General features: G+C 70.6%; 16 protein-coding genes. 12 read left to right on the top strand and 4 right to left on the bottom strand.

All coding sequences use genetic code 11. The features are described from left to right. The first annotated feature begins 7 nt into the window (after positions 1 to 7). The 3 genes from mycP (at position 8) to IE207_RS26275 (ending at position 2134) form a co-directional block, all read left to right on the top strand. On the top strand, positions 8 to 1246 hold the full coding sequence (gene mycP / locus IE207_RS26285) for a type VII secretion-associated serine protease mycosin (RefSeq protein ID WP_190186800.1): 1239 nt from the start codon (positions 8 to 10) through the stop codon (positions 1244 to 1246). Positions 1247 to 1459: 213 nt separating this feature from the next. After that, entirely contained in the window at positions 1460 to 1780 is a 321-nt protein-coding gene (locus tag IE207_RS26280) for a WXG100 family type VII secretion target (protein WP_190186799.1), read from the top strand. Between the two features lie 45 nt (positions 1781 to 1825). Further along, positions 1826 to 2134, top strand: coding sequence for a WXG100 family type VII secretion target (locus IE207_RS26275; protein ID WP_190186798.1), 309 nt, complete (start codon positions 1826 to 1828; stop codon positions 2132 to 2134). 76 nt (positions 2135 to 2210) lie between these two features. On the opposite strand, the gene IE207_RS26270 is transcribed toward IE207_RS26275, so the two are convergent. Continuing rightward, the gene (locus IE207_RS26270; RefSeq protein ID WP_136213490.1) at positions 2211 to 2444 is read right to left on the bottom strand and encodes a DUF397 domain-containing protein; all 234 of its coding nucleotides are present in this window, start codon (positions 2442 to 2444) and stop codon (positions 2211 to 2213) included. 90 nt (positions 2445 to 2534) lie between these two features. Continuing rightward, a complete protein-coding gene (gene eccCa / locus IE207_RS26265; protein WP_190186797.1) occupies positions 2535 to 6494 on the bottom strand; it encodes a type VII secretion protein EccCa in 3960 nt (1319 codons plus the stop codon). Positions 6495 to 6686: 192 nt separating this feature from the next. On the opposite strand from eccCa, the gene eccD reads away from it, so the two are divergent. From eccD to IE207_RS26235, 6 genes are all read left to right on the top strand, one after another. Then, positions 6687 to 8201 carry a type VII secretion integral membrane protein EccD gene (gene eccD, locus IE207_RS26260; RefSeq protein WP_190186796.1) on the top strand — a complete coding sequence of 505 codons (1515 nt, stop codon included), beginning with the start codon at positions 6687 to 6689 and terminating at the stop codon, positions 8199 to 8201. 173 nt (positions 8202 to 8374) lie between these two features. After that, positions 8375 to 8662, top strand: a complete 288-nt coding sequence (gene rpsO, locus IE207_RS26255) for a 30S ribosomal protein S15 (RefSeq protein ID WP_136213493.1) — start codon at positions 8375 to 8377, stop codon at positions 8660 to 8662. Positions 8663 to 8945: 283 nt separating this feature from the next. Continuing rightward, a complete protein-coding gene (locus IE207_RS26250) occupies positions 8946 to 11165 on the top strand; it encodes a polyribonucleotide nucleotidyltransferase (RefSeq protein ID WP_190186908.1) in 2220 nt (739 codons plus the stop codon). Continuing rightward, positions 11162 to 12541: a M16 family metallopeptidase gene (locus IE207_RS26245; protein WP_190186795.1), complete on the top strand. Its 1380-nt coding sequence runs from the start codon at positions 11162 to 11164 to the stop codon at positions 12539 to 12541. Before IE207_RS26250 ends, IE207_RS26245 begins: the two co-directional genes overlap by 4 nt. Before the next feature lie 50 nt (positions 12542 to 12591). Then, entirely contained in the window at positions 12592 to 13344 is a 753-nt protein-coding gene (dapB, locus tag IE207_RS26240) for a 4-hydroxy-tetrahydrodipicolinate reductase (protein ID WP_190186794.1), read from the top strand. Between the two features lie 19 nt (positions 13345 to 13363). Next, positions 13364 to 13816: a hypothetical protein gene (locus IE207_RS26235; RefSeq protein ID WP_190186793.1), complete on the top strand. Its 453-nt coding sequence runs from the start codon at positions 13364 to 13366 to the stop codon at positions 13814 to 13816. Between the two features lie 60 nt (positions 13817 to 13876). Here the strand turns inward: IE207_RS26235 and IE207_RS26230 are convergent, their stop codons facing one another. Further along, the gene (locus IE207_RS26230) at positions 13877 to 14437 is read right to left on the bottom strand and encodes an SCO5741 family PH domain-containing membrane protein (RefSeq protein WP_190186792.1); all 561 of its coding nucleotides are present in this window, start codon (positions 14435 to 14437) and stop codon (positions 13877 to 13879) included. 48 nt (positions 14438 to 14485) lie between these two features. Continuing rightward, entirely contained in the window at positions 14486 to 14725 is a 240-nt protein-coding gene (locus IE207_RS26225) for a hypothetical protein (RefSeq protein WP_190186791.1), read from the bottom strand. Between the two features lie 196 nt (positions 14726 to 14921). On the opposite strand from IE207_RS26225, the gene thyX reads away from it, so the two are divergent. From thyX to IE207_RS26210, 3 genes are all read left to right on the top strand, one after another. Then, positions 14922 to 15680 (top strand): FAD-dependent thymidylate synthase, encoded by a 759-nt coding sequence (gene thyX, locus IE207_RS26220; protein WP_373304772.1) that lies wholly within the window; start codon positions 14922 to 14924, stop codon positions 15678 to 15680. A 264-nt stretch (positions 15681 to 15944) separates the two neighbouring features. Continuing rightward, on the top strand, positions 15945 to 16844 hold the full coding sequence (gene dapA / locus IE207_RS26215; protein ID WP_190186789.1) for a 4-hydroxy-tetrahydrodipicolinate synthase: 900 nt from the start codon (positions 15945 to 15947) through the stop codon (positions 16842 to 16844). Between the two features lie 144 nt (positions 16845 to 16988). Then, entirely contained in the window at positions 16989 to 18674 is a 1686-nt protein-coding gene (locus IE207_RS26210; RefSeq protein ID WP_190186788.1) for a ribonuclease J, read from the top strand. The last annotated feature ends 463 nt before the right edge of the window (positions 18675 to 19137 follow it).

The following is a 19137-nucleotide window of genomic DNA, read 5'->3' as shown; positions in this document are numbered from 1 at the left end:
GCCGCCGATGCCCCAGCAACCGTCCGGACGCCGCGCCGCTGCTGTCCGGGGCCTGCTCCTGAGCGCCGTCCTCACCCTCGTCGCGGCCTGCGGTACGGGCCCCGCCGCGCCGAGGCCGGCGGCCGCCCTCACGCTCGCCGGCGCGGGCGAGTGCACCTTCCCGATGAAGCAGCAGATCGCCGACCGGCCCTGGGCGCTGCAACGGCTGCTCCTGGACGCCCTGTGGGCCCGGACCCGTGGCAAGGGCGTCCGCGTCGCCGTCATCGACACCGGCGTGGACCGCGTCAACCCGCAGCTCGGCGGCGCCCTCGACACCGGCGCGGGCAAGGACTTCGTCGACCCCAAGGGCGGTGACGGCACCAACGACACCGTCGGTCACGGCACCAGGGTCGCCGGCCTCATCGCCGCCCGGCCCCAGGCCGGCACCGGCTTCGTCGGTCTCGCCCCGGAGGCCACCGTCATCCCGATCCGGCAGAACGACGGGCAGGGCAACGGCAACGCCGCCACCCTGGCCCAGGCGATCGACCACGCGGTGTCCAAGGGCGCGCAGGTCATCAACATCTCCCAGGACACCGACGTCCCGCTGAGCGCGGACTCCGAGCTTGCCAAGGCCGTCCAGCGGGCCATCGACGCGAAGGCCGTGGTCGTCGCCTCGGCCGGCAACGACGGCCTCACCGGGCAGAAGCGCAAGACCTACCCGGCGGCCTTCCACGGCGTCCTCGCCGTCGCCGCCTCCGACCGCAACAACGAGCGGGCCGCCTTCTCCCAGCCGGGCGACTTCATCGGCGTCGCGGCCCCCGGGGTCGACATGGTCTCCACCGTCCCGGGCTTCGGCCAGTGCCTCGACAACGGCACGAGCTTCTCCGCCCCCTACGTCGCCGGAGTCGCCGCCCTGCTGCGCGCCGCGCACCCGGACTGGAGCGTGCAGCAGATCGTCTGGCAGATCGAGAACACCGCCGAACGCTCCGTGAACGGCCACGACGACTACGTCGGCTGGGGCGTCGTCGACCCGGTACGGGCCCTGACCCAGGACCGCGAACCCCCCAAGGCCCCCGTCCCGGACCCGGGCCCGCCGCCGGCGGCCGCACCCCGGGCCGCGGAGCTGCACCTCACCGAGACCGTGCAGGAGCGGGAGGAGCGGTTCGGTACGTACGCCCTGGGAACCGCCGTCGTGCTCATCGCCGTCATCGCGGGTACCGCCACCGTCGTGCGCGACGCCCGCGCGCGCCGACGCCGTACGCCGTGACCGCGCACCGGCTCACCCCCGCTGCCCCGTACCGGTGTTGGGCCACCTAGGTGAACTGGCTAGAGTGACGGCAGGCTTCACGACTGTGATCGGGGGATGGCGTGGAGCGGAGGGGGAATTCCGGCGGCGTGTGCTCGATTCCGCGCCGGGAGCACCTGCTCCGCCACGCAGTCCGCCGGTTCGGCCGGCGAATTGAGAAGTGAGGAGCTTCGGATGACGAGCAATTTCGGACTTGCGGACGATCCGGTCGTCAAGGCGGCCAACAGGATCTCCGAGACGGCCGAGGCCGTGTCGCGGCAGTCCCGTGAACTGGCCGACATCATCGCCACGGTGAGCGCGGGCTGGACCGGCGTGGGCGCCGGAGGGTTCGTCAAGGCGCAGGAGGACATCAACACCGACCACGACAAGATCCGCCGGCTGCTCGGCGTCCTGCACCACGCGGTGTCGGAGACCAAGAACCTGAGCAACGCCCAGGACGAGGACGTGCGTCAGGCCTTCGCCGCCGCCAATAAATCCGGCCTCAACAGCCTCTGATCAAGGGCCCGTTGCCCACAACGCCCCAGCGCGAAGGAGAAGACCATGTCCGGTAACGACGGCCACACCAAGGTCAGGTACGAAACCGTCCAGCAGATGGCGGACCGCATCCGCGTGGTGTCGCAGAACATCCTCAAGGACCTGGACGAGATGGACACCGCCGTCAAGGTGGTGACGGACACCTGGGACGGTGAGGCACACCGCGAGTACGTCGCCCTCCAGAAGAAGTACAAGGCCGCCGCCGACCACATGCACAAGCAGCTGGAGACGGTCGCCCAGCTCATCGAGCGCGGCAAGGGCGACTACCACGCCACGGACATCAAGGCCTCGCGCCTGTTCACCGAGGCCTACTGAGTCCCCCGCCACACCCCGAAGGGGCGCGCCCGCACCGGGCGCGCCCCTTCGCGCGTTCCAAGCCGTCCGGACCGGATCAGCGCAGGTCGAACTCGCCGTCCCGGGCGCCGAGCACGAAGGCCTCCCACTCGGCCGCCGTGTACCGCAGCACGGTGTCCCGGTCCAGCGAGGAGCGCATGGCCACCGCCCCGTCGGGCAGCTTCGCGATCTCCACGCGCTCCTCGTCCGGGCTGGTCCCGGGCGGGCCCTCCCACTCGACGCCGCTGATGTCGAGCGCGTACAGCTCGTCCTTCTCCTGCTGGGACCCCATGGCGCGGCCTTCCCTTCGTGCGACTGCGGTGCAGCGTTCCGCCCCGATTATCGGTGTCCGGGCGCCGTCGTGGGCAACGTTTCGCGCTCCTCATGCCCCCGGGACCGGCAGCCGCCCGATCTGGACCAGCGACGTACCGCGTCTGCGCGAGACGGAGTAGCCCCGCCCCGGCGGCAGCGGGCGCGGCCTGACGTTGCCCAGCAGGTCGCCTTCCGACGGGTCGCCGGAGAGCACCACGCCCTGCGCCCCCAGCTCCTTGATCCGCTGCATGAACGGCTCGTACAGGGCCCGCGAGGCACCGGCGGAGTTGCGCGCGATGATGAAGCGGACCCCCGTGTCCCGGGCGAAGGGCAGGAACTCCACCAGCTGCGTGAGCGGATTGCCCTGGCTGGTGGCCACGAGGTCGTAGTCGTCGATGATGATGAAGACGTCCGGGCCCGTCCACCAGCTGCGGTCCCGCAGCTGCTGCGGTGTGACGTCGTCCGGCGGCTGCCTGCGGGAGAACACCCCGCCCAGCGCCTCCATGTGCATCTGGAGGGAATTCGCCATCGGCGCGTACTCCAGCAGGTGCTCCTCCGGCAGCGCCCCGAGCAGACTGCGCCGGTAGTCGCCGACGACCAGCTTGGCCTGGTCGGGGCTGTACCGCTCGGCGATCCGCTGCGCGATCAGGCGCAGCAGGTTCGTCTTGCCCGACTCGCTCTCACCGAAGACCAGGAAGAACGGGTCCGTCTCGAAGTCGATGAACACCGGCTCCAGGTCCGTCTCGTCGACACCGATCGAGATCCCCTGACCGGGGAACTCGCCGCCCTTGGGCAACTGGTCCGCGTGCAGCAGCCGCGGCAGCAGCCGCACCCCCGGAGCCGAGGGCCCCGACCAGTTCTCCTTGACGGCCGCCACGAACGCGGCCGTGCCCTCCGAGAGGTCGTCCGCGCTGTGCGACCCGTCGATGCGCGGCAACGCGCCCAGGAAGTGCAGCTTCTCCGGCACCTGCCCGCGGCCCGGCATCCCCGTCGGGACGTTCGCGGCGACCCTGCGGTCGAACTCGGAGTCCATGACGTCACCGAGCCGCAGCTCCAGCCGGCTCAGGATCTGGTCCTTGAGCGCGGCCCGGACCTCCATGTACCGCGCAGCCGTGACCACCACGTGGATGCCGTATCCCAGACCCCGGGACGCGATGTCCGTGACGACCTGCTCCAGGCCCTCGTACTCGCCGCGGAAACCACCCCAGCCGTCGACGACGAGGAACACGTCGCCCCACGCCTCGCCGGGCAGCTCCCCGGCCGCACGCCGCCGCCGGTAGGTGCCGATCGAGTCGATGCCGTTGGCTCGGAAGAACTCCTCGCGGCGGTTGAGCACCCCCGCCACCTCCGCGACCGTGCGCCGCACCCGCTCCGGGTCCAGCCGCGAGGCGATCCCGCCCACGTGCGGCAGGCCGGCGACCGACGAGAGGGAGCCGCCGCCGAAGTCCAGCCCGTAGAACTGCACCTCGCTCGGGGTGTGCGTCAGCGCGAACGAGGAGATCAGCGTCCGCATCAGCGTCGACTTGCCCGACTGCGGGCCGCCGACCACCATCATGTGGCCCGCCGCACCCGAGAAGTCCCGGTACAGCACCTCGCGCCGCTGCTCGAACGGCTTGTCGATGAGGCCGAGCGGTACGACGAGCCCGCCGGGCCGCGTGTACCCCTGCGCGTGCAGGCCCCGCGTCCCGCTCGGCGCCAGCGCCGGCAGCAACTGGTCCAGCGGCGGAGCCTGGTCGAGCGGCGGCAGCCACACCTGGTGCGCCGGCACGCCCTGCCCCTCCAGCCGGCCCACGATCACGTCCAGCACCGTGTCCGCGAGCGCGTCGTCCCCCCGGGGCGCCTGCGCCGCGAGGTACGCCGGGTCGGGCGCCGCGTACACCACCGGCACCGGCGCCGCCGTGAACAGCGCGGGCCGCCGCTCCACCGGGAACGGCCCCACCGCCAGGTCCGGGCCGCCCGAGCGGTAGGTGCCCGAGACGTACGCCGCCTTGAAGCGGGTCATCTCGTCGGTGCCGAACTTCAAGTACCCGGAACCCGGGACCGAGGGCAGGTGGTACGCGTCCGGCACGCCGATCGCCGTCCGGGACTCCGCCGCCGAGAACGTCCGCAGGCCGATCCGGTACGACAGGTACGTGTCCAGGCCGCGCAGCTTGCCCTCTTCCAGCCGCTGCGAGGCCAGCAGCAGGTGCACGCCCAGCGAGCGGCCGATCCGGCCGATCTGGATGAACATGTCGATGAAGTCGGGCTTCGCCGTCAGCAGCTCCGAGAACTCGTCGATGACCAGCACCAGTGAGGCCAGCGGCTCCAGCGGGGCACCCGCCGCGCGCGCCTTCTCGTAGTCGTGGATGTTCGCGTAGTTGCCCGCCGACCGCAGCAGCTCCTGGCGGCGCTGCAACTCGCCGCGGATCGAGTCGCCCATGCGGTCCACGAGCGTCAGGTCGTCCGCCAGGTTGGTGATCACGGCCGCCACGTGCGGCAGCTGCCCCATGCCCGTGAACGTCGCACCGCCCTTGAAGTCCGCGAGGACGAAGTTCAGCGTCTCCGACGTGTGCGTGACCGCCAGCCCCAGCACCAGCGTGCGCAGCAGCTCCGACTTGCCCGAACCCGTCGCGCCCACGCACAGGCCGTGCGGCCCCATGCCCTCCTGCGCCGCCTCCTTGAGGTCCAGCATCACCGGAGCGCCGTCCTCGCCGACGCCGATCGGCACGCGCAACCGCTCACCGGCCGACCGCGGCCGCCAGGTGCGGGACACGTCGACCTGAGCCGCGTCGCCCAGGTTCAGCAGGTCCGTGAAGTCCAAGTTGGCCAGCAGCGGCTCGTCGTCGTCACCGCCACCGGTCCGCAACGGCGCCAGCTGCCGAGCCAGGGCCTCCGCCGCGGGGAGCGACAGCGTGTCCGGGACCCCCTCGTACGCCACGCCCGAGCCCGACTCCAGCCGCAGCCGGCCCGGCCGCACCACGACCGAGAGCCCGCCGCGCGGCTCGTCCAGCTCGCCCGCCACCACCTCCACGACCGTCACGCCCTGCAAGCCCTCGACGGCCGCGAACACCGAGTCCGGCGGCACCATCCCGCCGTCGAGCACGACCACCAGGTGCGGCTGGTCCAGCACCGGCGAAACGTCCCGGCTGAACCGCGGACGCCCCTCCAGCCGGGACCCCAGCAGCCCCTCCAGCTCGCCCAGGTCGTCCCCGAACAGCCGCTTGGTGCCAGCCCCGTCGACCTGCCCCGGCAGCTGCGTGTGCGGCAGCCACTTCGTCCAGTCCCACGAGGGCACCGCACCCGGCGCCGCCACCACCGCGACCATCAGGTCCTCGGGGGAGTGCAGCGTCGCCAGCTGAGCCACCAGCGCCCGCGCCGTGGAGCGCGCCGACTCCGCCTCCCCGGACACCGTCACGTGGTAGAACGCCCGGAGCGACACCGCCACCGGCAGCCCCTCCAGCGAGGAATGCACCTTGAGGAAGCGCTGCATCGCCCCGGCCGTCAACGGCTCCAGCTCCTCGACGGGCGCCGTGTCCGGAGCCACCAGGGGAGTCGCCAGGCGCTGCGCGCCCAGCCCCAGCCGGGCCTGCCCGAAGTCCTCGTCGCCGACGCGCCGCTCCCACAGCCGCGAACCCTCCGCCACCACCGACCACAACTGGTCCGGAGCCGGGTGCAAGTAGAGCTGCGCGTCACGCTGTGCCCGCGCGGTCCGGCGCACCTGACGCCGGGTCTGCGCCAGGTACTTGAGGTAGTCCCGGCGCACGTCGGCCATCTGCCCCTGCGTACCGCGCCGGTAGCGCACCAGCTGGGCGATCACCATGCCCACCGTGGACACCAGCATCAGCACACCCATGATGCGCATGAAGGGCGCCGCACCCGGCATGAAGAAGAAGACGACGGAGGAGCCCATGCCGAGCATCGGCAGGAGCTGCATCAGCATGCCCTCCTGCTGTCCCCGCGGGAGTTCGGGCGGAGCCTCCAGCCTCACCTCGTCCGTCGGCACCTCCGGCGGCAGCGACCTGGGCGGGCGTTTCACGACGATCTGGCTCACCGGAGCATCAATCCCTCGAAAACGGATGGACGTCACGACCGGCGCCCTCAACTCCCGGGCCTGGCCGGGGGAGGTGATCCTACTTGCCTACAGTCCGTCATAAGCCCGGTAGGGTGGCCCGCGCGGTCCGCGCATCCACGGATCCGTCCCCGCGCCCCACGGCGCCGGAACAGCAACCAGGGGGTCACACAGGTGAGTACGGCCGAGGCGACCGGCTTCTGCAGGGTCACCGTCGTGGCACCGGACAGCCGTATCGACGTAGCCCTCCCCGAGGACATAGCCGTCGCGGACGTCTACCCGGAACTCCTGCGCCTCACCGGCCAGACCCAGCCCGTCGGCGCACCCACCGGCTTCCACCTCGTACGCCGCTCCGGCACCGTCCTCGACGGCGCCCGCACCCTCGCCGCCCAGCAGGTGCTCGACGGCGAGGTGCTCAGCCTGCGCCCCTTCGCCGAATCCCTGCCGCCCGCCGTCTTCGACGACGTCTCCGACGCCGTCGCGTCCGCCGTCGTACGCGACCGGCACCGCTGGAGCGACGACATGCTGCGCGGCGCGGGCCTGGCCGGCGCCGCCGTCCTGCTCGTCCTGCTCGGCTTCGTCCTCTGGTACGCCGACCCGGTCCGCCACGACACCCACAGCCTGCCGGGCGTCATCGCCGCGGCCGTCGGCGTCCTGCTCACCGCCGCGGCCGGGGTCCGCGCCCGCGTCTACCGCGACGGCGGCTCCGCCATCGCCCTCGGCCTCGCCGCACTCCCGCACCTGCTGATCGCCGGCTCCGGGATCATCGCCCCCGCCGCAGGCCACGGACCCGGCCGCCTGCAGTTCCTGCTCGGCTGCGTCTGCGCCCTCGTCGCCTCCGTCGCGCTGGTCGCCCTCACCCCGCACGGCGACGCCCCCTTCGTCGCGGCCACCTTCCTCGCCGCCACCGGCACCCTGGCCACCTTCACGGCCATCGCCACCGGAGCCTCCGCGACCGCCACCGCCGCCGTCTGCGCACCCGTCGCGATAGGCCTCGTCGCGTTCCTCCCCGGCCTCTCCGCCCGCTTCGCCCGGCTGCCCATCGGCTACGCCGCCCCGCAGAGCTCGACCAGCGACTACGAGCTGCCCGACGGTCCCGACACCGCTCCGTACGGTGACCCCGCGGACCCGGCCGGCGACGGCCGGCCCGACCCGGGCGCCTCCCTCGACGCGCAGGCCATCGCCGCCCAGGCCCGGCGCGGCCACGAGATGCTCCTGGGCCTGGCCGGCGGTTGCGCCGCGGTTGTCGTGGCCTCCGCCGCCGTCCTCGGTTTCTCCGACGACACCTGGGGCCGACTGCTGGCCCTGGCCACCGGCCTCGCGATGCTGCTGCGCGCCCGGCTCTTCCGCTACACCTCCCAGGTGGCGTGCGCCCTGGTGGCCGGGTTCGGCGCGATCGCCCTGCTGGTCCTCGGCCTCGCCCTGCACCCGCCGGCCGACCTGCTCGCGGAGCTCGTCAAGTACCACGACCGCGGCGGCCTGGACCTGCGCACCATCTGGCTCTCCGCCGCCGTCGCCGCCGGCGCGGCCCTCCTCGCCGGAATTGCGCTTGTCATCCCCCGCAAGGGCCTGTCACCCTTCTGGGGACGGCTGCTCGACCTCACCGAGGCGGCGGTACTGCTCAGCCTGGTCCCGCTGACCCTGGCCGTGCTGGACGTCTACTCCCGCGCCCGCGCCCTCACCAGCTGAGACGGGCCCGGCCCGGCAGCCTGGTACGCTGTGTGACGGCCGTTTGTGTACGCGCCCCCGGAGACCCTCTGGAGGCTGCGCTCAGCGGACCCCGCCTCCCGAGTTACGGAAGATCCCCAGAGAATTCGACCTGGGGCACTCGGTGGCTACGAAGACCTAAACGAGGAGTACGCGTGCCGCTTGACGCCGCTACGAAGAAGCAGATCATCGCAGAGTTTGGTGCCAAGGAGGGCGACACCGGCTCCCCCGAGGTCCAGGTCGCGATGCTCTCGAAGCGCATCTCGGACCTGACCGAGCACCTCAAGACCCACAAGCACGACCACCACTCCCGTCGTGGTCTGCTGATCCTGGTCGGCCAGCGTCGCCGCCTGCTGCAGTACCTGGCCAAGAAGGACATCCAGCGCTTCCGTACGCTGGTCGAGCGCCTCGGCATCCGCCGCGGTGCGGCCGGCGCCAAGTAAAGACGCTGTGAAGGGAGCGGTTCCCACACTGAGGGGGCCGCTCCCTTTGCTGTACGTGCGAGACGTACCGGACGCTTTGTAGTCTGGTCGCAGGTGCACAACTGAAGAGGAGGAGCGCCCTCCCTACGCCGCCGGTCCTCGGTAGTGGCATCCGGAAAGCCCCGGAGGGCTACGAACCGGGTGCTTCGATCGAAGACCGGCCCGCACGCCAGGAGCGCTTCTCCGCAACCGTCCACCACCACACGGGTGGCGGACGGAGACGACGAAAATGGAGAAAACGCTAGTGGAGAACGAGACCCACTACGCCGAGGCCGTCATTGACAACGGTTCCTTCGGCACCCGCACCATCCGCTTCGAAACGGGCCGTCTGGCCCGCCAGGCCGCCGGCTCCGCCGTTGCCTACCTGGACGACGACACGATGGTGCTTTCCGCGACCACCGCGTCGAAGAAGCCCAAGGACCAGCTCGACTTCTTCCCCCTGACGGTGGACGTCGAGGAGCGCCAGTACGCCGCCGGCAAGATCCCCGGCTCCTTCTTCCGCCGCGAGGGCCGCCCCTCCGAGGACGCGATCCTCACCTGCCGCCTGATCGACCGCCCGCTGCGCCCGTCCTTCAAGAAGGGCCTGCGCAACGAGATCCAGGTCGTCGCCACGATCATGGCGCTCAACCCCGACCACCTGTACGACGTCGTGGCGATCAACGCCGCCTCCGCGTCCACCCAGCTGGCCGGTCTGCCCTTCTCCGGCCCGATCGGCGGCGTCCGCGTCGCGCTGATCCGCGGCCAGTGGGTGGCGTTCCCGACGCACACCGAGCTCGAGGACGCCGTCTTCGACATGGTCGTCGCCGGTCGCACCCTCGAGGACGGCGACGTCGCGATCATGATGGTCGAGGCCGAGGCCACCGAGAAGACCATCGCCCTCGTCAAGGGCGGCGCCGAGGCGCCGACCGAGGAGGTCGTCGCCGCCGGTCTGGACGCCGCGAAGCCGTTCATCAAGGTCCTGTGCAAGGCGCAGGCCGACCTCGCCGCGAAGGCCGCCAAGCCCGAGGGCGAGTTCCCGGTCTTCCTGGACTACCAGGACGACGTGTACGAGGCCCTCGCGGCCGCCGTCAAGGGTGACCTCTCCCAGGCGCTGACCATCGCGGGCAAGCAGGACCGCGAGGCCGAGCTGGACCGCGTCAAGGACATCGCCGCCGAGAAGCTCCTCCCGGCCTTCGAGGGCCGCGAGAAGGAGATCTCCGCCGCCTACCGCAGCCTGACCAAGGCCCTGGTGCGCGAGCGCGTCATCAAGGACAAGGTCCGCATCGACGGCCGCGGGATCACGGACATCCGTACCCTCGCCGCCGAGGTCGAGGCCATCCCGCGCGTGCACGGCTCGGCGCTGTTCGAGCGTGGCGAGACCCAGATCCTGGGCGTCACCACCCTGAACATGCTCCGCATGGAGCAGCAGCTGGACACCCTCTCCCCGGTGACCCGCAAGCGCTACATGCACAACTACAACTTCCCGCCGTACTCCGTCGGCGAGACCGGCCGCGTGGGTTCGCCCAAGCGCCGCGAGATCGGCCACGGCGCGCTCGCCGAGCGCGCGATCGTGCCGGTCCTGCCGACGCGCGAGGAGTTCCCCTACGCGATCCGCCAGGTGTCCGAGGCCCTCGGCTCCAACGGTTCGACGTCCATGGGCTCGGTCTGCGCCTCCACCATGTCGCTGCTGAACGCCGGTGTGCCGCTCAAGGCCCCCGTCGCCGGTATCGCCATGGGCCTGATCTCCCAGGAGATCGACGGCAAGACCCACTACGTCGCCCTCACCGACATCCTCGGTGCGGAGGACGCCTTCGGCGACATGGACTTCAAGGTCGCCGGCACCAAGGAGTTCGTCACCGCGCTCCAGCTGGACACCAAGCTCGACGGCATCCCGGCCTCCGTCCTGGCCGCCGCCCTCAAGCAGGCCCGCGACGCCCGCCTCCACATCCTCGACGTGATGATGGAAGCGATCGACACGCCGGACGAGATGTCCCCCAACGCCCCGCGGATCATCACGGTCAAGATCCCCGTGGACAAGATCGGTGAGGTCATCGGCCCCAAGGGCAAGATGATCAACCAGATCCAGGAGGACACCGGCGCCGAGATCACGATCGAGGACGACGGCACCATCTACATCGGTGCCGCCGACGGCCCGGCCGCCGAGGCCGCCCGCGCCACGATCAACCAGATCGCCAACCCGACCATGCCGGAGGTCGGCGAGCGCTACCTGGGTACGGTCGTCAAGACCACCACCTTCGGTGCCTTCGTCTCCCTCATGCCCGGCAAGGACGGCCTGCTGCACATCTCGCAGATCCGCAAGCTGGCCGGTGGCAAGCGCGTGGAGAACGTCGAGGACGTGCTCGCGGTCGGCACCAAGGTGCAGGTCGAGATCGCCGAGATCGACTCCCGCGGCAAGCTCTCCCTCGTCCCCGTGGTCGAGGGCGAAGAGGCCGCCGACGCCGAGAAGGACGACTCCGACAAGTGACGTCGCGTAGTTCGCGTGTGACGGCCCGCCCCTCTTCCGAGGGGCGGGCCGTCGCCCGTACCCAAACCCTGCTCAAGGGGCAGAACGGCATCGGCACCGTCCGCCGCACCGTCCTGCCCGGTGGCCTGCGCATCGTCACCGAGACCCTGCCCTCCGTCCGCTCGGCCACCTTCGGCATCTGGGCGAACGTGGGCTCCCGTGACGAGACGCCCACACTGGGCGGCACCACGCACTACCTGGAGCACCTCCTCTTCAAGGGCACCGGCAAGCGCAGCGCCCTCGACATCTCCTCCGCGATCGACGCGGTCGGCGGCGAGATGAACGCCTTCACGGCGAAGGAGTACACCTGCTACTACGCACGGGTGCTCGACACCGACCTGCCCCTGGCCATCGACGTGGTCTGCGACATGCTCACGGGCTCGCTCATCCGCGAGGAGGACGTCGACGCCGAGCGCGGCGTCATCCTCGAAGAGATCGCGATGACCGAGGACGACCCCGGCGACTGCGTCCACGACCTGTTCGCGCACACCATGTACGGCGACACCCCCCTCGGCCGGCCGGTCCTCGGCACCGTGGACACCATCAACGCCCTGGGCGCCGACCGGATCCGCCGCTTCTACAAGAAGCACTACGACCCGACCCGCCTGGTCGTGGCCGCCGCCGGCAACGTCGACCACAACAAGGTCGTACGCCAGGTCCGCGCGGCCTTCGAGAAGGCCGGGGCGCTCACCCGCACCGACGCCGAACCGGTAGGCCCGCGCGGCGGCAGCAAGCACATCCGCACCGCCGGCCGCGTCGACATGGTCAGCCGCAAGACCGAGCAGGCCCACGTGGTCCTCGGCATGCCCGGCCTGGCCCGCACCGACGACCGCCGCTGGGCGCTCGGCGTGCTGAACACCGCCCTCGGCGGCGGCATGTCCTCCCGGCTCTTCCAGGAGGTCCGCGAGAAGCGGGGCCTGGCCTACAGCGTGTACTCGTACACCTCCGGCTTCGCCGACACCGGCCTCTTCGGCGTCTACGCGGGCTGCCGGCCCAGCCAGGTCCACGACGTGCTGCGCATCTGCCGTGACGAGCTCGACAAGGTCGCCTCGGACGGGCTCACGGACGAGGAGATCAGGCGGGCGGTCGGCCAGCTCTCGGGCTCCACCGTCCTCGGCCTGGAGGACACCGGCGCGATCATGAACCGCATCGGCAAGAGCGAGCTGTGCTGGGGCGACCAGATGTCGGTAGACGAGATGCTGGGCCGCATCGCCGCCGTCACCCCCGACGAGGTCCGCGAGGTCGCCCGTGACGTACTGGCCCAGCGGCCGTCCCTCGCGGTGATCGGGCCGCTCAAGGAGAAGCAGGCCGCCCGCCTCGACGAAGCGGTCGCCTAGTCCCGTGCGCACGTCACGACGTGCGCACGTACGCACCTAAGGAAGCGAACATGAGCAAGCTGCGCGTGGCGGTCCTCGGCGCCCGGGGCCGCATCGGCTCCGAGGCGGCCAAGGCCGTCGAGGCCGCCGACGACATGGAGCTGGTCGCCGCCCTCGGCCGCGGAGACGAGCTGGAGACGCTGGTCGACGCCGGCGCCCAGGTCGCCGTCGAGCTGACCACCCCGGACTCGGTGATGGGAAACCTCGACTTCCTCGTCGGCCACGGCATCCACGCGGTGGTCGGCACCACCGGCTGGAACGAGGACCGCCTCGCCCGGCTCGACACCTGGCTGGCCGCCTCCCCGCAGACCGGGGTGCTCATCGCCCCGAACTTCTCCATCGGCGCCGTCCTCACCATGAAGTTCGCCGCCCAGGCCGCCCGCTACTTCGAGTCCGTCGAGGTGGTCGAGCTGCACCATCCGAACAAGGTCGACGCCCCCTCCGGGACCGCGACCCGCACGGCGCAGCTCATCGCGGCCGCCCGCGCCGAGGCGGGCCTCGGCGCCCAGCCCGACGCCACCGCCACCGGCCTCGACGGGGCCCGCGGCGCCGACGTGGACGGCGTCCCGGTGCACGCCATCCGCCTGCGCGGCCTGCTGGCCCACCAGGAGGTGCTGCTCGGCGGGGAGGGCGAGACCCTGACCATCCGTCACGACTCCCTGCACCACCGCAGCTTCATGCCGGGCATCCTGCTCGGCGCGCGCCGCGTGACGCAGACCCCGGGCCTCACCTTCGGCCTGGAACACTTCCTCGACCTCGGCTGATGAGCAGGCAGTAGTACCCATGCGCGCGAAGATCACGTACTTCCTCACGGCCGCCGTCCTGGTCGTCTACTTCGTCCTGGTCGGCAGCCGGGGCCTGATGCTGATCGGGCAGGGCACCTGGCTGACCGTCACCTTCGGGGTGGCCGTCCTGGTCCTGCCTGTCATCGGGATCTGGTTCCTCTGGATGAACACGCGGTTCGTCACCAGGGCCAACCGGCTCGCCGCCGAGCTGGAGGCCGAGGGGGCGCTGCCCGTGGACGAGCTGGAGCGGGACGAGTACGGCAGGATCCTGCGGGACTCCGCCGACGAGGTCTTCGCGCGCCGCAAGGCCGAGACCGAGGACGCGCCGGGCGACTGGCGCAGCTGGTTCCGCCTCGCCGTCGCCTACCACGACGCCCGCGACACCCCGCGGGCCCGCAAGGCCATGCAGCGGGCGATCGCCCTTCACGACGCGGAGCACGTAGCCGCCTGAACCGCTCCCGTACGGACTCCGGCGGGGCCGCCCCGTACAAGGCGGCCCCGCCGTGTCACCTCAGGCCGGTACGGCCCGGTATTCGTCGGCCCAGGCCCCGACCACGTCGGCGGCGCGCTCGAAGGCCTCCGCGCGCGTCAGGAAGTCGGCGTTGTGGTCGGTCAGCAGCACCGGCAGCCGGGTGCCGTCCTGACCGGAGGCGGTCAGCGCCTGCCCCTGCACGGTCCTCGGCAGCCCCAGCCAGCGCACCGGCTGCTGCACGGTACGGATCCGGCCGACGGCGCTCCACGGGATCGACCGCGTCCGGAAGAACGCCACGTGACGCAGGCCCGTACGGCTCACCCAAACGCCCGTCAGCAGGAGGCGCAGCGTCGAGCCCAGCACCGCGAGGGCCGCGGCCAGGCACCCGACCGCTCCGCCCCACGCACCGGCGAAGGCGATGATCATGGTGGCCAGCAGCATGAAGGCGGTCAGCAGGAGCAGCACCGCGGCGATCGCCACCCGCCAGGGACCGGGCCGGTAGGGCCGGCGCCATCGGTCGTGGTCTTCGTGGGGGAGGGCTTCGTCCTCGTGCTCGTCGGCGTCGGTCACGCCGTCGGCCGTCAAGAAGGGCAGGGGCACGGCTGTACCTCACTCACATGCACGTTCGGTTGGGCTGTGCCCGTGAGGCTACCGCCCCTCGGAGGCCTGCGACTGCTGTGACTTCTCGGGCGCCTTGTGCGGCTGCAGAGCCGGCATGCCGAAGAGCAGCGAGCCGACGAGCCCGGCCACCACGGTCAGTCCGACCAGGGTACGGGCGGCGAGCTGAGTCTTGCTCAGACTCTCGCGCGGCGGCGGAGTGACGTTACTGCGGAATCGGTCTGCCTCGGCGACGAAGGTGAACGGGACGGGTTCGCGCCGGAGGAACATGAAAGCGACTCTCCTGTCGGTCGGGGGCTGGGCCTTCTCCCAGTAGGACGCGTGAACGCGCCGATAGGTGCCGGATTCCGCGAGATCCGGCCGATTCCTTGGCGGCCCGTCAGGTCTGCGCGGGCGGTCCGTCCGCCCCCGGGCCTGCGAGGGGACCCTCGCCGGGCGCCGTAGAGTGGGCGCGCCCCAGGTGCACATGTTTGGAAGGACCCCAGTGAGCGATACGGCCGCCTCAGACCTGAAACCCAGCTTCCGCAGTGATGTGACGGTGGAGCTGGTGAAGCACTCCGCCGCCGACTCGGACGTCCTGTGGGCCGCCCGTGTCTCCACGGCCGGAGAGCAGTCGCTGGAGGAGCTGCAGAAGGACCCGGAGCGCTCGAAGGGTCTGATCAACTACCTGATGCGCGACCGCCACGGCAGCCCCTTCGAGCACAACTCGATGACGTTCTTCATCAGCGCGCCGATCTTCGTGTTCCGCGAGTTCATGCGCCACCGCGTCGGCTGGTCGTACAACGAGGAATCGGGCCGCTACAGGGAGCTCCAGCCGGTCTTCTACGTCCCCGGAGCAGAGCGCAAGCTCGTCCAGCAGGGCCGCCCCGGCAAGTACGTGTTCGTCGAGGGCACCGGGGCGCAGCAGGAGCTGACCGCCCGCGTCATGGAGGACTCCTACCTGCGGGCCTACGAGGCGTACCAGGAGATGCTCGTGGCGGGCGTGGCCCGCGAGGTTGCCCGTTCGGTCCTGCCGGTCGGTCTTTTCTCCTCGATGTACGCCACCTGCAACGCGCGTTCGCTCATGCACTTCCTCGGCCTGCGCACGCAGCACGAGCTGGCGACCACCCCGTCCTTCCCGCAGCGGGAGATCGAGATGGTCGGCGAGAAGATGGAGCAGCACTGGGCGGGGCTCATGCCGCTCACCTACGCCGCCTACAACGCGAACGGTCGCGTCGCCCCGTAGGGCAGGTGGCGCCGCGTCGCGCACGGATGTCCGAAGGCAAGTCCCAAGTGTCCGTATTGCGGCGTTTCGGAAAGTTCATCTAGGCTGATCAAACGGACCCGGCACTGCTTGAACCCCCGAGCAGGCAGTGCCGGGCTCCAACAACCCCGGCCGCACCGCCGGCCGCACTCGGCAGTCACACTCCGCAGTCATATGGGGGACCCGCGCGCCGTTGACGTCCCCCGAGGGGACACCATGAGCGTGGCAGCGAGTAGCGTGTTACCCATGGCTCCGATCTCGACTCCGCAGACCCCCTTCGGGCGGGTCCTCACCGCCATGATCACGCCGTTCACGGCGGATGGCGCACTCGACCTCGACGGCGCGCAGCGACTCGCCGTCCACCTGGTGGACGCAGGCAACGACGGCCTGGTCATCAACGGCACCACCGGTGAGTCGCCGACCACCACCGACGCGGAGAAAAACGACCTCGTACGAGCCGTACTCGAAGCGGTCGGGGACCGCGCCCACGTGGTCGCCGGCATCGGCACCAACGACACCCGCCACACCCTGGAGCTGGCCCGCCAGGCCGAGCGCACCGGCGCGCACGGCCTGCTCGCGGTCACCCCGTACTACAGCAAGCCGCCCCAGGAAGGCCTCTACCGGCACTTCACGGCGATCGCGGACGCCACCGAGCTGCCGGTCATGCTCTACGACATCCCCGGCCGCAGCGGCGTCCCGATCAACACCGAAACCCTCGTACGGCTGGCCGAGCACCCCCGTATCGTGGCCAACAAGGACGCCAAGGGCGACCTCGGCCGCGCCAGCTGGGCCATCGCGCAGAGCGGCCTGGCCTGGTACTCCGGTGACGACATGCTGAACCTGCCGCTCCTGTCGGTCGGCGCGGTCGGCTTCGTCTCCGTGGTCGGCCACGTGGTGACCCCCGAGCTGCGCGCGCTGCTCGAAGCCCACCTGGGCGGCGACGTCCAGAAGGCGGCCGAGATCCACCAGAAGCTGCTCCCCGTGTTCACCGGCATGTTCCGCACCCAGGGTGTGATCACCACCAAGGGCGCGCTGAACCTCCAGGGCCTGCCCGCGGGGCCGCTGCGGCTCCCGCTGGTCGAGCTGACCGCCGAAGAGACGGCACAGCTCAAGATCGATCTTGCCGCCGGCGGGGTACAGCTCTGACACAGACTTCACAACTGAACAAGTACGACCGGCACGACCGGCACAACTGAACAAGCAAGATCACAACTGACAAAAGCAAGTGCACGAATGACATGCGCGCCACGTGCCTTCGAGGTACGTGGCGTGCGTGGTGAGGAGAGACTTTTGAGCCATCCGCATCCTGAACTCGGCCCGCCCCCGAAGCTTCCCAAGGGCGGCCTCCGGGTCACCCCCCTGGGCGGTCTCGGTGAGATCGGCCGCAACATGACCGTCTTCGAGTTCGACGGCCGCCTCCTGATCGTCGACTGCGGCGTCCTGTTCCCCGAAGAGGAACAGCCCGGCATCGACCTGATCCTTCCGGACTTCTCGTCCATCAGGGACCGGCTCGACGACATCGAGGGCATCGTCCTCACGCACGGCCACGAGGACCACATCGGCGCCGTCCCCTACCTCCTCCGGGAGAAGCCGGACATCCCGCTGATCGGCTCCAAGCTGACGCTGGCCCTCATCGAGGCGAAGCTCCAGGAGCACCGGATCCGCCCCTACACCCTCGAGGTGAAGGAAGGCGAACGGGAGGCCCTCGGCCCCTTCGACTGCGAGTTCATCGCGGTCAACCACTCCATCCCGGACGCCCTGGCCGTGGCCATCCGGACCCCCGCCGGCCTGGTCGTGGCCACCGGCGACTTCAAGATGGACCAGCTCCCGCTGGACAGCCGCCTCACCGACCTCCACGCCTTCGCGCGGCTGAGCGAGGAAGGCATCGACCTCCTGCTCTCCGACTCGACGAACGCCGAGGTCCCGGGCTTCGTGCCGCCCGAGCGGGAGATCTCCAACGTCCTGCGCACGGTCTTCGCGAACGCCCACAGCCGGATCATCGTGGCCAGCTTCGCCAGCCACGTGCACCGCATCCAGCAGATCCTCGACGCCGCCCACGAATACGGCCGCCGAGTCGCCTTCGTCGGCCGCTCGATGGTCCGCAACATGGGCATCGCCCGTGACCTGGGCTACCTGCGGGTCCCGGCCGGCCTCGTCGTGGACGTGAAGACCCTCGACGACCTGCCGGCCCACGAGGTCGTCCTGGTCTGCACCGGCTCCCAGGGCGAGCCGATGGCGGCCCTGTCCCGGATGGCCAACCGCGACCACCAGATCCGGATCGTCCCCGGCGACACCGTGATCCTGGCGTCGTCCCTGATCCCGGGCAACGAGAACGCCGTCTACCGCGTGATCAACGGCCTGACCCGGTGGGGCGCCAACGTCGTGCACAAGGGCAACGCCAAGGTGCACGTCTCCGGCCACGCCTCCGCGGGCGAGCTGCTGTACTTCTACAACATCTGCAAGCCGCGGAACCTGATGCCGGTCCACGGCGAGTGGCGCCACCTGCGCGCCAACGCCGAGCTGGGCGCCCTCACGGGTGTACCGAAGGACCGCATCGTGATCGCCGAGGACGGCGTGGTCGTCGACCTGATCGACGGCAAGGCGCGGATCTCCGGCAAGGTCCAGGCCGGTTACGTGTACGTCGACGGCCTGTCGGTCGGCGATGTCACGGAGGCGTCCCTCAAGGACCGCCGGATCCTCGGTGACGAGGGCATCATCTCGGTCTACGTGGTGGTCGACAGCACCACGGGCAAGGTCGTGAGCGGCCCGAACATCCAGGCCCGCGGCTCGGGCATCGACGACGGTGCGTTCGGCTCGGTCACCCTCAAGATCGAGGAAGCCATCGCGCGCGCCGCCGCCGACGGCGTCGCCGAACCGCACCAGATCCAGCAGCTCATCCGCCGCACGATGGGCAAGTGGGTCTCGGACGGCTACCGCCGCCGCCCGATGATCCTCCCGGTCGTCGTCGAGGTCTGATCCTCGCGGTAGCGACCCGAACTGGAGCGGGCTCCCCTCGATTTGCACCGAGGGGGCCCGCTCCAGTACGTTTACGTCTCCACCTCGCACGGCCCCCGGACACACACGTGTGCCCGGACGGCGCCCGCGGGGAGGGTGGGAACCAGACCCGGGGAGACCTGATAAAGTCTGGATCCACCCGAAAGGGAAAGGCCTCCAACGGCCACAGAATTCAAATCCTGAGTCGGAAACGACGCGGAAATGGTCTGGTAAGGTTGGAATCGCCGGAAAGGGAAACGCGAAAGCGGAGAACTGGAAAGCGAACCCCGCTTCGACCGGGAATCGGACACGAGAGAGTCTGATAGAGTCGGAAACGCAAGAACAAAACGAAGAACAAAGGAAGCGCCCGGAGGAAAGCCCGCGAGGGTGAGTACGAAGGAAGCGTCCGTTCCTTGAGAACTCAACAGCGTGCCAAAAATCAACG

This window comes from Streptomyces cirratus (assembly GCF_014650775.1).
Lineage (GTDB): Bacteria > Actinomycetota > Actinomycetes > Streptomycetales > Streptomycetaceae > Streptomyces > Streptomyces cirratus.
Note: the sequence above shows the minus strand (reverse complement) of the source record. Positions and strands in the feature narration are given on the sequence as shown.